The following is a 14294-nucleotide window of genomic DNA, read 5'->3' on the forward strand; positions in this document are numbered from 1 at the left end:
CGAAACCCGACCGACACGCCGTACGGTGCCGGCGTGTCGAGCGGGTTTCTCCGGTCAGCCGGAGAAACCCGCCGCGTTCACACCCGCCGCCGGAACCACACCGTCGCCAGCGGGGGTACGACGATGGTCGCGTGTGCGGGCTGGCCGGACCACTCGCCGGGGACGGCCGTGATCGCGCCGAAGTTGCCGACGCCCGAGCCGGAGTACGCCTCGGCGTCGGTGTTCACGATCTCCTCCCACTCGCCGGCCGCGGGCAGGCCGAGCCGGTAGTCGTCGTGCGGCACCGCGGCGAAGTTCGCGACGCACGCCACGTCGGGCTCCCCGTCGCGGCCGTGGCGCACCCAGGTGAAGAGGTTCCGCCCGGCGTCGTTGGCGTCGATCCACTGGAAGCCGCCGGGGTCACCGTCCCGGCTCCACAGCGCCGGGGAGGCGACGTACGCCGCGTTCAGGTCGCGCACGAGCGACTGCACGCCGCGGTGCTCGGGGTGGTCCAGCAGCCACCAGTCGAGCTCGCGCGACTCCGCCCACTCGGACTCCTGGCCGAGCTCGATGCCCATGAACGTCAGCTGCTTGCCCGGGTGCGCCCACATGTAGGCCAGGTAGGCGCGCACGTTCGCGAGCTGCTGCCAGCGGTCACCGGGCATCTTGCGCAGCAGCGAGCCCTTCCCGTGCACGACCTCGTCGTGGCTGAGCGGGAGCACGAAGTTCTCGGAGAATGCGTAGACCAGCGAGAACGTCAGCTCGCCGTGGTGATAGGCGCGGTAGATCGGCTCGTGCGACAGGTAGTCCAGCGAGTCGTGCATCCAGCCCATGTTCCACTTGAAGCCGAAGCCGAGGCCGTCGCTGTCGGTCGAGCGGGTGACGCCCGGCCAGGACGTCGACTCCTCGGCGATGGTGGTGACGCCGGGGACCCGCTTGTAGACGGTCGCGTTCATCTCCTGGAGGAACTGCACGGCCTCGAGGTTCTCGTGGCCCCCGTGGATGTTCGGCGACCACTCGCCCTCCTCCCGCGCGTAGTCCAGGTAGAGCATCGACGCGACGCCGTCGACCCGGAGCCCGTCCGCGTGGAACTCCTCGAGCCAGTAGAGCGCGTTGGCGTACAGGAAGTTGCGCACCTCGGGCCGGCCGAAGTTGAAGATGTGCGAGCCCCACTCCTTGTGCCAGCCGCGCTGCGGGTTCGGGTCCTCGTAGAGCGGCGTGCCGTCGAACCGGGCCAGCGCCCACTCGTCGGTCGCGAAGTGGCCGGGCACCCAGTCCAGGATCACGCCGACCCCGGCCTGGTGCAGGCGGTCGACGAGGAGCCGGAAGCCGTCGGGGTCGCCGAACCGCGAGTCCGGCGCGAAGTACGACGTCACGTGATAGCCCCACGACCCGCCGAACGGGTGCTGCATCACCGGCATCAGCTCGACGTGGGTGAAGCCCAGGCCGGCGACGTACGCCGGGAGGTCGTCGGCGAGCTCGGCCCACGACCAGTAGCGGCCGTCGGGGTGCTTCTTCCAGGACCCGAGGTGCATCTCGTAGACGCTCATCGGCTCGGCGACCGGCTGCCTCGACGCACGCTCGCGCAGCCACGCGTCGTCGCCCCAGGAGTAGGAGGACTCGAAGATCCTGGACGCGGTGTCGGCGGGCTGCTCGGCCCAGAACGCCATCGGGTCGGCCTTCTCGCGCCACTCGCCGTCGGGGCCGAGGATGACGTACTTGTACGCCGCACCGGTGCCGACGCCCGGCACGAAGAGCTCCCACACCCCGGAGGTGCCGAGCTGGCGCATCGGGTGCTCGCGGCCGTCCCAGCTGTTGAAGTCGGCCTTGAGCCGGATCGCCCGGGCGTTCGGCGCCCAGACGGCGAACGACGTGCCGGTCACCGGCTCGAGGGCCCCGGGGTAGTGGTGCACGCGGGCGCCGAGGACGTCCCACAGCTGCTCGTGCCGGCCCTCGTTGATCAGGTGCAGGTCCACCTCGCCGAGGGTCGGGAGGAAGCGGTACGGGTCGTCGGTGACGTGCTCGTCGGGTCCGTAGCTGACCGCGAGCCGGTAGTCCGGCACGTCCGGGACCGGCAGCACGCCGGACCAGATGCCTTCGTGCTCGTGGGTCAGCTCCGCCTCTCCGCCGTCCCAGCGCACCACGACCCGGGAGGCGAGCGGCCTGAGCACCCGGACCGTCACCCCGCCGTCGTGCGGGTGCGGGCCGAGGACTCCGTGCGGGTTGCCGTGCTCGCCGCGCACCACCTGCGTGAGCTCGGCTGGGGACACGTCCAGGAGCTTCGCGGTCATCAGGCTCCGATCCTCGCCACGGCCTCGAGCGGGATGCCCACCCAGGTCGGACGGTTGCGGGTCTCGTACACGGTCTCGTACACGGCCTTGTCGGCGACGTAGGCGTCGAGGAGCACGCGCTCCTCGTCGTCCAGCCCGCCCTCGGCGTACGCCGTGAGGAAGTGGTTGCGGTTGCGGTGCGCCCACTCCTCGGCCCGGTAGGCGCGCTGGTCGACGCCCTCGGGCTGGTCCTCGGCGAACTGCCGCTCCACCACGTGCGGCACGTAGTCGAAGGAGCGCAGCATCCCGGCGACGTCGCGCCACGTGGAGTCGGGCCGCAGCCGCTCGGCGAGCGGCTTCGCGGGCTCGCCCTCGAAGTCGACGATCTTCCAGCCGAGGCTGGTGCGCAGGGTCTGGCCGAGGTGCAGGTCCCCGTGGATCTGCTGGACCTCCATGCCGTCGATCTCGCGGAGCCGGGAGTACGCCGCGCGCAGCCCCGCTTCGTACGGCGCGAGCCCCGCCACGACGGTGAGGGCGTTGTCGAGCCGCGCGTCCATGCCGTCGGCGAGCTCGCCGACGGCGGCGGCGTCCAGGCGCTCGACCGGGAAGTGCTCGGCGAGCACCGTGTGCACCTCGCGCAGCGCGACGCCGAGCCGCTCGGCCTCGGCGGCGAAGTCGCCGCCGGCCTCGTTGGCGTGCAGGTCGCCCTCGGCGAACAGGTTGCGGGCGCTGGCCAGCGCCAGGTCCCACCCGTCGCTGGCGGTGCGGAGGAACTGCTGCAGCATCGCGAGCTGCACGGTGGTGCCGGAGCCGCCCGCGCCCTGGCTCGTCGGGTCCCCGTCGACCCAGTCCAGCCAGCCGTAGAGCGCGGCGATGTGGTCGGAGCCGGCTCGGGTCAGCACCTCGTGGACGCTGATGTCCGGGTTCACGCCCGGGGTGATCTTGCGGAACACCTTCATCAGGGCGTCGTCGCCGTACGCCACCGAGGAGTTGGACTGCTCGCCGGAGAAGAGCGTCGAGTGCGTCTCGAGGTCGAGCTCGTAGCCGGGCAGCCGGTGGAACCGCAGGCCGCTCTCGTCGTTCAGGTTGCCACCGGGCTCGCCGGCGGCCTGGGCGAACGAACGCAGCCAGCAGCCCATCGCCTCGCGGTCGTGGAGCGCGTCGTAGGCGTGCACCCAGCCGTACGACGGCTCCTCCCACCAGCCGATGAACGCATGGTCCAGGCGGGTCTCGGGGTTCTCGTAGAACGCGATCGGGACCTGGTAGACCTCCGAGCCGCCCTCCGCGTCCTCGTAGGCGACCTCGACCAGGTCGATGACCACGCTCGGGTCCTTCTCGCCCGCGCACGGCACCTCGCCGATGCGGCGTACGCCGGCGATCCGGAACGGTCGGCCCTTGCCGCCGAACCAGCGCGTGCGCTCCAGGTATCGCTCGAACACGTCGGGGTCGGGCCTGACCGTCTGTGCCGTCACAGCAGCAGCCCCTCTTCGGTGGTCGCAGGAGCGGCGGTCAGCCGGAACCAGTAGAACCCGTAGCCGGCCAGGGTCAGGAGGTACGGCAGCTCGCCGATCTCGGGGAACGGCACGCCGCCGAGGAGCTCGACCGGGCGCCGCCCCTCGTACCTGCGCAGGTCGAGCTCGACCGGCTGCGGGAACCGGGACAGGTTGTTGACGCAGAGGATGAGGTCCTCCTGGCCGTCCTCGGTGACGTGCTCGCGCACGTAGGACAGGACCGACGGGTTCGACCCGCCGAGGTCGTGGAACTCGCCCAGGCCGAAGGCTGGGTGGTTGCGGCGCGTGTGGATCATCCGCCGCGTCCAGTGCAGGAGCGACGAGGAGTTCTCCAGCTGGGCCTCGACATTGACCGACTGGTACCCGAAAACCGGGTCCTGGATCACTGGTCGGTCCAGCTTGCCCGGGGTCGCGGACGAGAAGCCGGCGTTGCGGTCGGCCGTCCACTGCATCGGGGTGCGCACGCCGTCGCGGTCACCGAGCCAGATGTTGTCGCCCATCCCGATCTCGTCGCCGTAGTAGAGGACCGGTGACCCGGGCAGCGAGAGCAGGAGCGCGTTGAAGAGCTCCATCTGGTTCATGTCGTTGTCCAGCAGCGGGGCGAGCCGCCGGCGGATGCCGATGTTGGCCTTCATGCGCGGGTCCTTGGCGTACTCGCCCCACATGTAGTCGCGGTCCTCGTCGGTCACCATCTCGAGGGTGAGCTCGTCGTGGTTGCGCAGGAAGATGCCCCACTGGCAGGAGTCGGGGATCGGCGGTGTCTGCTCGAGGATCTCCGAGATCGGGAACCGCGACTCCCGCCGCACCGACATGAAGATGCGCGGCATCACCGGGAAGTGGAAGGCCATGTGGCACTCGTCACCGCCGGCCTCGAAGTCGCCGAAGTACTCCACGACGTCCTCGGGCCACTGGTTGGCCTCGCAGAGCAGGACCCGGCCGGGGTACTCGTCGTCGACGACCTTGCGCACCTTGCGCAGGAAGTCGTGGGTCTCGGGGAGGTTCTCGCCGTTGGTGCCCGGCCGCTCGTAGAGGTACGGCACCGCGTCGAGCCGGAACCCGTCCATGCCCATGTCGAGCCAGAAGCGGATCGCGTCGAGGATCGCCTCGTGCACCTTCGGGTTGTCGAAGTTGAGGTCGGGCTGGTGGGAGAAGAACCGGTGCCAGAAGTACTGCTGGCGGACCGGGTCCCACGTCCAGTTCGACGGCTCGGTGTCGACGAAGATGATCCGCGCCTCCTGGTAGAGCTCGTCGGTGTCGGACCAGACGTAGAAGTCGCCGTACGGCCCCTCCGGGTCCGACCGCGACTGCTGGAACCACTCGTGCTGGTCGCTCGTGTGGTTCATGACGAAGTCGATGATCACCCGGATGCCGCGCTTGTGCGCCTCGCCCAGGAAGTAGCGGAAGTCGTCGATGGTCCCGATCTCCGGGTGCACGCCGGTGAAGTCCGCGACGTCGTACCCGTCGTCGCGCAGCGGGCTCGGGAAGAACGGCGGGATCCAGAGGCAGTCGACGCCGAGCCACTCCAGGTAGTCGAGCTTCTCGACCAGCCCGCGGAAGTCGCCGGTGCCGTCGGCGTTCGAGTCGCGGAACGCACGGACCAGGACCTCGTAGAAGACCGCGGTCTTGAACCACTCCGGCGTGCTGTTCAGGGGCTTCACCGTGTCCGCTCCGGTCATCGGGGCCTCCTCACGCTGAGGATGTGGGCCGGCTCGTGGAACGGGTCGAGGCGCACGTAGTTGTGCGCGCCCCAGTTCCACTCGCTGCCGGTGATCTCGTCGTGCGCGATGAACGACTCGTGCTCGGTCAGGCCGAGCGCGGTCATGTCCAGGTGCACCGTCGTCTCGCGGGTGGCGTGCGGGTCGACGTTCACCACCACGATGACGACGTCGTCCGCCCCGCCGGGCAGCGTGTGTCGCTTCGAGAACACCAGCACGTTCTCGTCGTCGCTCCAGTGGATGCTGACGTTGCGCAGCAGCTGGAGCGCCGGGTGGGCGCGGCGGATCTCGTTGAGCCGGGTGAGGTACGGCGCGAGCGTGCGACCCTCGCGGTCAGCCGCGTCCCAGTCGCGGATCCGGATCTGGTACTTCTCCGAGTCGAGGTACTCCTCGCTCCCCGGCCGGACCGCCACGTGCTCGTACAGCTCGTAGCCGGCGTACACGCCCCAGCTCGGTGACCCCGTCGCGGCGATCGTGGCGCGGATCTTGAACGCGGCCGGCCCGCCGTACTGCAGGAACGCGTGGAGGATGTCCGGGGTGTTGACGAAGAAGTTCGGCCGCATCAGGTGGTCGGACTCGTGGGACACCTCGCGGAGGTACTCCTCGAGCTCCCACTTCGCGGTCCGCCAGGTGAAGTAGGTGTAGCTCTGGTGGAAGCCGACCGCCCCGAGCGCCCGCATCATCGCCGGCCGGGTGAAGGCCTCGGACAGGAAGAGCACGTCGGGGTCGGTGCGCCGGACCTCCTTCAGCAACCACTCCCAGAACGCCACCGGCTTCGTGTGCGGGTTGTCGACGCGGAAGATCCGGACGCCGTGCGACATCCAGAGCCGGACGATCCTCAGCACCTCCTGGCAGATGCCGCTGGGGTCGTTGTCGAAGTTGACCGGGTAGATGTCCTGGTACTTCTTGGGCGGGTTCTCGGCGTACGCGATGGTGCCGTCCGCCCGGGTGGTGAACCACTCGGGGTGGCTGGTCACCCAGGGGTGGTCCGGCGCGGCCTGGAGCGCCAGGTCGATCGCCACCTCCAGGCCGAGGTCGCGGGCCCGGGCGACGAAGGCGTCGAAGTCCTCGAAGGTCCCGAGGTCGGGGTGGATCGCGTCGTGACCGCCATCCTTCGAGCCGATCGCCCACGGCGAGCCGGTGTCCTGGGGCTCGGGATGAAGAGTGTTGTTGCGGCCCTTCCGGTTCACCTCGCCGATCGGGTGGATCGGCGGGAGGTAGATGACGTCGAAGCCCATCGAGGCGACCGCGTCGAGGCGCTTGGCGGCGGTCTGGAAGCTGCCGCTGGTGACCGCCCCTGTCTTCGGGTCCTTGACGGCGCCCTCGGAGCGGGGGAAGAACTCGTACCAGCTGCTGAACAGCGCGCGCGCCCGGTCGGCGTACGCCGGGTACGGGCCCTCGACGGTCAGGAGCTCCCGGATCGGGTGGGTGCGCAGGATGCCGGTCACCTCGGGCGACTCGAGGACCGCGAGCCGGGCCGCGGCCGGCCGCTCGGTGTCCCGGGCCGCGTCGATCGCGCCCTGCAGGACCTGGGCGGCGTCGGCCGAGGACGGGTCGCGCGGGTCCAGCGAGGCGAGCACCCGATCGAGCAGCAGCGTGCCCTCGAGGAACATCAGCTCGACGTCCACGCCGGCGGGCACCTTGAGCGCCGCGTGGTGCTGCCAGGTGGACAGCGGGTCGGACCAGGCGACGACCTCGAAGGTCCACGGGCCCTCGGCGTCGGGCGTCACCCAGGCCTCGTACAGGTCCGGGACCTCGGCGTGCTTGGTCATCCGCACCGGGGGGCGACGTTGCCCGCCGGGGCCGATGAGCACGACCTCGGCGCCGAGCAAGTCGTGGCCCTCGCGGAACACCGTCGCGGTCACCGGGAACGGCTCGCCGACGGTCGCCTTCGCGGGCTGTCGCCCCAGGTCCACCAACGGCGCGACGTTCATGATGGGGATGCGTCCGACCATGATCTCCAACCTAGCGAGCGTGCGTGGGCAACGGGTACCGCGTACCCGTCGGCGCTGGTCGGAAACCGGTCTGTCCGACTGGTGATCGGTGGTCGAGCCCCGGGGGACGCGGCGGCAGCCCGGTCGGTGGTCGAGTGGCCGCCGAGGGACGAGGCGGCGGTCTGCGTGCGGACGGTGATCGGTGGTCGAGTGGCCGCCGAGGGACGAGGCGGCGTATCGAGACCCCCGTCACCTGTCGCGGTCTCGATACGCCGGTCGCGACCTCCTTCGTCGGTCGCGCGGCGGCACGGTCGGTGGTCGAGTAGCCGCCGAGGGACGAGGCGGCGTATCGAGGCCCCCGTCACCTGTCGCGGTCTCGATACGCCGGTCGCGACCTCCTTCGTCGGTCGCGCGGCGGCACGGTCGGTGGTCGAGTAGCCGCCGAGGGACGAGGCGGCGTATCGAGACCCCCGTCACCTGTCGCGGTCTCGATACGCCGGTCGCGACCTCCTTCGTCGGTCGCGCGGCTACTCGACCCCCGTCACCTGTCGCGGTCTCGATACGCCGGTCGCGACCTCCTTCGTCGGTCGCGCGGCTACTCGACCCCCGTCACCTGTCGCGGTCTCGATACGCCGGTCGCGACCTCCTTCGTCGGTCGCGCGGCTACTCGACCTGCTGCTGGCACTTCGTCGCCCGAGCACGCTCGGGCGACGAAGGCAGCTCAGAACACCTGCAGCTCGGCTGCGTGCACGATCGTGCCGCGGTCCGACCCGGCCTTGCAGTCGGTCGGGGCGGTCGGGTCGTTGTCCTGTTCACCGGCGTACCCGGCGAACCCCGTGCACTGGTTCTCGAGCACCACGAACCGGATCGCGGCCGCCCTCGTCGCCGGGACGGCGAACGAGCGGAGGGTCAGGTTCGGGGCGACCGGCCGCGGCCGGACCGCAGGGAACGCGTTGCCGGGGGAGACGTAGAACCGCTTCCACGTCGCGTGCGCGCCACCGCAGCTCTTGACGCAGGCCTCGAGCGCGAACTTCCGCAGCGCCGTGAACCGTGAGCCCGAGTCGGGGTCGGGGTCCTTCGCGAGCGGCACCTCCGTGCCGTCTGCCGGGGCCGGGGTGAGCATCGCGCTGACCTGCACCCGGCGGACCGTGTGGACACCGCCGGCCAGGTCGACCGCGACGTACGGGTGCGTCGCGTCCACGTTGTCGGCGGTGACGCCGCCCCAGGCGGTGCGCTCGGTGCCGTCGATGAGCGACCCGGCGTTGAGCGAGCCGTCGGTGGTGCCGAGGACCTCGGCTCCGTTCTTCTGCGAGGCCAGGTTCCTCGGCGTCCTCAGGTGGATGGTCCTGTGCTGGCCGGCCCTCACCGTGAGGTGGAACCGCTTGAAGCCCCGCGACTTCGAGACGGCGAGCATCTCGTAGCGGCCCGGAGCGAGGGTCAGCGTGTTGCCCAGCTTCCTGGTCTTCGCCGAGGTGTCGGCGACCGGCGTCGCGCGGGCCTCGAAGTGGCCGACGTAGATCTTCCCGGCCCGGTTGCCGGCGAACCTCACGACGGCGTTCGTCGACGTCGGCGACCTGAAGCTCGGGTTCGTGTTGCCCGAGTCGGCGGTCGGCGTCGAGGCGCCCTTGCCCATGCCGCGCCGGGCGAATGCATCCCAGAGGACCTTCTTGTCCTTGCCGCCGAAGCGCATCTGGTCGGCCGCGATCATGGCGTCACGGGCGTCCAGCATCGAGGTCGCGCCCTGCTGGAGCAGGAACGCATCGAAGACCAGCTGGATCCAGCGGCGGTTGCCCGGGCACTGGTTGGCGGGCAGCGGCGTCTGGTCCGCCTTGGCCTGGGCGCAGCGGAGCTGGAGCGCCCGGTCGTCGTACGGGAACCTCGCGTCGTACTTCTTGACCAGGGCCTGGCGGACGGTCCAGTTGGTGCCGTTCCAGATCTCGCCGTCCGCGTGCACCTCGTCGCCCGTGACGTCGTAGCCGACGTCGGAGTAGTTCAGCGGGTTGTGATTGATGGCGTAGTCGCGGATGGCGACCGACTTGTTGCCGGTGGCGTAGACGCCGACGGCCCAGGGGTTGCCGCCGTTGCGGTAGCCGTGGCTGAACATGTACTCGCCGGCGGTCAGGTCGCCCCACGACTCGCCCATCGCGCCGCCCTGGGCGGACGTGATGCTCTCGTCGGGGCCGCCGATCATCCGGTTGCTGATCGCATGGGTGTACTCGTGGCCGACGATGCCCATGTCGAGGGCGCCGTCGACGCAGGGGGCGTAGAACGCGCCGGCGATCGGCTGGAAGAGGTACTGGTTCGTGATGCCGGGCACGCCGTCCTGCAGCGTGATCTGGTTCGCGTTGTCCCGGCCGAGGTACGACGGGGTGCCGCCGGTGAGCGCGCCGGCCTGGGCGTTGCCGGTCTCCTGGTCGCCCTCGACGCCACCCCGGCCGAGGTTGCTGGCCTGGAGGTTGTAGTTCGCCTCCGTGAAGCCGAGGTAGTACGAGAAGTCGTGCATCCGGTTGTGCGCGACGAACAGGTTCGTCACGGTGGCGTCGATGTCGTTGCCGCCGGGGTGCAGCTGGGTGGGGTCGCACCGGGAGTTGTTCCAGGCGTCCGTGAACTCGGTCGTGTACTCACGGGTCGGAGAGACCGGCGCCTGCGCGGTCCCGCCCGGGGCGAGGGGATTCGCCCAGGCCTCGTGGGTGTCGGCGTTGTTGCCGACCGTGGTCATGGTGCCGATCCCGCTGCCGGCGAGGGTGTCCCACGGCCCGGGCGCGGCGACGTTGCGGAACGGGCCGGTGGGCGTGGTGCAGCCGCCACCGGGGACCCAGCAGCCGATGACGGTGTTCTTCGGCGTGGTGTCGGGGGAGTAGTCGAGGGTCGGGTTGGCGGTGAAGTAGCGCCACTTCGGGTCGAACCCGGTGTCGCCGGTCGACGGGCCCGCCGTGTCGCTCGAGGTGACGCTCGCGACGTAGTTGCCCGGCGGCAGGAAGGGCACCGTCGGGTCGGCGAAGGGGCACACCTGCATCGTGTAGATGCCCTTCGGGATCGAGTCCGCGGCGTACGTCGCGGTCTCGGGGCTGGTGCCCAGGTCGCCGGAGACGAGCAGGTCGCCGCCGGGGGAGAAGATCTTGACCTCGATGTCGTCGGCAGTGTTCGCCATCGCCGCGACCGCGACGATCTGCCTGGTGTTGTCGTCGGTGAGCTCGAACTCGTGCTTGGGTCCGCACTCGGTCGCGGTCACCTCGCCCTGGAACGGGTAGACGTCGTTGTTGCTCTCGGCCTGGTTCTGCCGGTGCAGGATCGCGCCGGTGACGCCGTCGACCATCAGGGTGTAGGCGAAGGCGGAGCCCCTGGCGACGTCCAGCACGTCGGTCTCGAACACCGGGCGCACGGTGCCGTCCGCCATCGCGAGCGCGCGCTCACGGACCAGCTGCTGCTGGGCGAAGCCCGGGACGGTCAGCCGGGTCCAGCCCCCGGTGACCTTGCTGGTGATGTCGGCGATGGTGCCGGCGTCGAGGTCGCGGCCGACGTTCGCGGCTGCCTTCACGAAGGCCTGCACCGGGGTCAGCGTGGCCGCCGGGGGAGCGCCGTCCGCCTTGGCGATCGACGAGGAGGCATAGGCGATCTCCCCGTGCGCGACGCCGACGTTGACCATGCTGTCGAGGGCGGGCGTCAGATCGCCGAACCGCTGGCGGAACAGCACCGCGCGGGCGGGGCTCTGCGCGAGCTGCTGGCTGTTGACGAGCTCGAGCCCGTCCGCCTGCGCGGCGGTGAGGCCGAACACGGCCGCGTTGTCGTGCAGCCAGGCGCGCGCCGCGGCGACCGGGTCGGCGGACGTCGCGCGGGCGAGCACGCCGTCGGCAGGGAGGATCGAGGCCGGCGTGCCGAACTGGTTCCACCGCAGGTCAACGGCGCCGAGCGCCGCGGCGGCGGAGCGCTGGGTCGCCGTCGGAAGGACGGTGCCGCGCGCGTCGAGGTCGGTGAGGCCGGCGACCGGGTCGGCGAGGCTCCCCAGTGGCCGGGGGGTCGCGTGGGTCTGTTGGGTGGCGGTGGCGGCGGTGGCGGCGGTGGCGCTCGTGGCGAGGGCGGCGGGGAGCTGCGCGAGGCCCGGGACCAGGGTGACGGTCAGGAGGCCCAGCGCGGCGACGCGGTAGCGGGTCATGCCCGGGGCAACGCCGGACAGGGGGGTTCGTTATGTGAACCGCTCCGCGGCCCACACTTTGATCGTTCCAAGGCAAGCGGGGTAGCGTCCGCTCCGTGCGTGCCATTCGTCGATTCACCGTCCGTCCCGTCCTGCCCCCGGCGCTCGCCGCGCTGGGCGATCTCGCCGGCAACCTGCGCTGGTCGTGGCACCCCGAGTCGCAGGACGTGTTCGAGTACGTCGACCCCGACCTGTGGGAGTCCACCGGGCGTGACCCGGTGCGGCTCCTCGGCGCGGTCGGCCCCCAGCGGCTCAACGACCTGGCCCGGTCCGAGGAGTTCCTGTCGATGCTCGCTGCCGCGCGCGACAGCCTGAGCCGCTACCTGACCGGCGAGCGCTGGTACCAGCGCCGCCAGGCGGCCGGCGAGGACGTGCCGCGCGCGATCGCCTACTTCTCGCCGGAATTCGGCATCACCGCGGTGCTGCCGCAGTACTCCGGCGGCCTCGGCATCCTGGCCGGTGACCATCTGAAGGCGGCCAGCGACCTCGGCGTACCGATCCTCGGCGTCGGTCTGCTCTACCGGCACGGCTACTTCAAGCAGGCGCTCTCCCGCGAGGGCTGGCAGCAGGAGACCTATCCGGTCCTGGACCCCGACGGGCTGCCGATCTCGCTGCTCCGCGAGGAGAACGGCGAGCGGGCGATGATCTCGCTGGCGCTCCCGGGCGGCCCCGACCTGCAGGCGCGGATCTGGGTCGCCAGCGTCGGGCGGGTCCCGCTGCTGATGCTCGACACCGACGTCGAGGCCAACCCCGACCACTACCGCGAGGTGACCGACCGGCTCTACGGCGGCACCAGCGAGCACCGGCTGCGCCAGGAGCTGCTGCTCGGCATCGGCGGGGTGCGGGCGATCCGCGCGTACTGCCGGATCACCGGCCACCCTGCGCCGGAGGTGTTCCACACCAACGAGGGCCACGCCGGCTTCCTCGGGCTGGAGCGGATCCGCGAGCTGACGGTCGCCGAGGGCGGCCCGAAGCTCGACCTCGACACCGCGCTCGAGGTCGGCCGCGCGTCGACCGTCTTCACCACGCACACCCCGGTGCCGGCCGGCATCGACCGGTTCCCGCGGACCCTGGTCGAGCAGTACTTCAGCGACGCGGGACCGGTGCCCGGCGTACCCGTGGAGCGGATCCTCGCCCTCGGCGCCGAGGACTACGAGGGCGGTGACACCTCGGTCTTCAACATGGCGGTGATGGGCTTCCGGCTCGCCCAGCGTGCGAACGGCGTCTCCCGGCTGCACGGCCACGTCAGCCGCGGCATGTTCAGCGGCCTGTGGCCGGCCTTCGACGAGGCCGAGGTGCCGATCGGGTCGATCACGAACGGCGTGCACGCCCCGACCTGGGTGGCACGCGAGATGTTCGACCTCGCGGCCGGCCAGGGTGCCGAGCGCGACTCCGACGACGTCGACGCGTTCTGGGCGGCCGTGGACAAGGTCCCGGGCGACCAGGTGTGGGCGACCAAGCGGGTGCTGCGCGGGCGCCTCGTCGCCGACGCGCGGAAGCGGCTGCGCCGCTCGTGGGAGGAGCGCGGCGCGGCCACGGCCGAGCTCGCGTGGACCGACAACGCGCTCGACCCCGACGTGCTCACGATCGGCTTCGCGCGACGGGCCGCGTCGTACAAGCGACTGACGCTGATGATGCGCGACCCGGCGCGGCTCAAGAGCCTGCTGCTGCACCCCGAGCGCCCGATCCAGCTGGTGATCGCCGGCAAGGCGCACCCGGCCGACGACGGCGGCAAGAAGCTGATCCAGGACATCGTGCGGCTCTCCGACGACCCCGAGATCCGGCACCGCATCGTCTTCCTGCCCAACTACGACATCGCGATGGCGCAGCCGCTCTACCCCGGCTGCGACGTGTGGCTCAACAACCCGCTGCGGCCGTACGAGGCCTGCGGCACGTCGGGCATGAAGGCCGCGCTGAACGGCGGCCTGAACCTGTCGGTGCTCGACGGCTGGTGGGACGAGTGGTACGACGGGGACAACGGCTGGGCGATCCCCACCGCCGACGGCGTCGAGGACGCCGACCACCGTGACGACCTCGAGGCGCACGCGCTCTACGACCTGATCGAGAACGACGTCGCCCCGCGCTTCTACGACCTCGACGCCGACGGCGTACCTACCCGCTGGCTGGAGATGACCCGGCACACGCTGAAGTCGCTCGGCCCGAAGGTGCTCGCGACCCGCATGGTCCGCGACTACGTGCGGAAGCTCTACGCCCCGGCTGCGACCACCGCGCACCGCCTCAACTCCGACTACGCCGGCGCCACCGAGCTCGCGGCCTGGAAGAAGAAGGTGCGCTCGGGCTGGCCGGGTGTCCGCGTCGAGCACGTCGAGAGCAGCGGCGTCGGCGACGCCCCCGAGGTCGGCGACATCATGAGCGTCCGCGCGTTCGTCGCGCTCGGCTCCCTGTCGCCCGACGACGTGGAGGTGCAGCTCGTCCACGGCCGCAGCAACGGCGATGACGACCTGCTCGACGCCGCGATCGAGTCGCTCCACGTCGCCGAGTCCTACGAGGGCGGGCGGCACCGGTTCGACGGCGAGCACGTCCTCGACCACTCCGGCTCGTTCGGCTACACGGTCCGCGTCATCCCGCGCAACGATCTCCTGGCCTCGCCCGCCGAGCTCGGCGTGGTCGCCCTGCCGTGAACGCCGAGTCGGCGCAGTCTCAGCTGAGACTGCGCCGACTCGGCCGCGTTC

Annotated in this window: 6 protein-coding genes; 1 reads left to right on the plus strand and 5 read right to left on the minus strand. The window is 71.0% G+C overall.

What is annotated here, in order from left to right; translation table 11 throughout:
• Nucleotides 1–77: 77 nt before the first annotated feature.
• The 5 genes from glgB to ACVW2K_RS11860 all read right to left on the minus strand — a co-directional run bounded on the left by glgB (nt 78) and on the right by ACVW2K_RS11860 (nt 11562).
• Nucleotides 78–2270 (minus strand): 1,4-alpha-glucan branching protein GlgB, encoded by a 2193-nt coding sequence (gene glgB / locus ACVW2K_RS11840; RefSeq protein ID WP_457202641.1) that lies wholly within the window; start codon nt 2268–2270, stop codon nt 78–80.
• Entirely contained in the window at nt 2270–3721 is a 1452-nt protein-coding gene (locus tag ACVW2K_RS11845) for a maltokinase N-terminal cap-like domain-containing protein (RefSeq protein WP_457202642.1), read from the minus strand. Before ACVW2K_RS11845 ends, glgB begins: the two co-directional genes overlap by 1 nt.
• A complete protein-coding gene (gene treS, locus ACVW2K_RS11850) occupies nt 3718–5436 on the minus strand; it encodes a maltose alpha-D-glucosyltransferase (RefSeq protein WP_457202643.1) in 1719 nt (572 codons plus the stop codon). Before treS ends, ACVW2K_RS11845 begins: the two co-directional genes overlap by 4 nt.
• Complete coding sequence (locus ACVW2K_RS11855) at nt 5433–7430, minus strand: alpha-1,4-glucan--maltose-1-phosphate maltosyltransferase (RefSeq protein ID WP_028637602.1); 1998 nt, start codon at nt 7428–7430, stop codon at nt 5433–5435. Before ACVW2K_RS11855 ends, treS begins: the two co-directional genes overlap by 4 nt.
• 700 nt (nt 7431–8130) lie before the next feature.
• Complete coding sequence (locus ACVW2K_RS11860; RefSeq protein ID WP_457202644.1) at nt 8131–11562, minus strand: M36 family metallopeptidase; 3432 nt, start codon at nt 11560–11562, stop codon at nt 8131–8133.
• A gap of 95 nt (nt 11563–11657) precedes the next feature.
• Between ACVW2K_RS11860 and glgP the strand changes: the two genes are divergently transcribed.
• On the plus strand, nt 11658–14243 hold the full coding sequence (glgP, locus tag ACVW2K_RS11865) for an alpha-glucan family phosphorylase (protein WP_457202645.1): 2586 nt from the start codon (nt 11658–11660) through the stop codon (nt 14241–14243).
• The last annotated feature ends 51 nt before the right edge of the window (nt 14244–14294 follow it).

It is taken from the genome of Nocardioides sp. HB32, assembly GCF_054058995.1.

Bases quoted from the DNA above. Each gene is read 5' to 3' on its own strand.
- treS (WP_457202643.1), bottom strand. From the start codon at position 5,436: ATGACCGGAGCGGACACGGTGAAGCCCCTGAACAGCACGCCGGAGTGG.
- ACVW2K_RS11860 (WP_457202644.1), bottom strand. From the start codon at position 11,562: ATGACCCGCTACCGCGTCGCCGCGCTGGGCCTCCTGACCGTCACCCTG.
- glgB (WP_457202641.1), bottom strand. From the start codon at position 2,270: ATGACCGCGAAGCTCCTGGACGTGTCCCCAGCCGAGCTCACGCAGGTG.
- ACVW2K_RS11855 (WP_028637602.1), bottom strand. From the start codon at position 7,430: ATGGTCGGACGCATCCCCATCATGAACGTCGCGCCGTTGGTGGACCTG.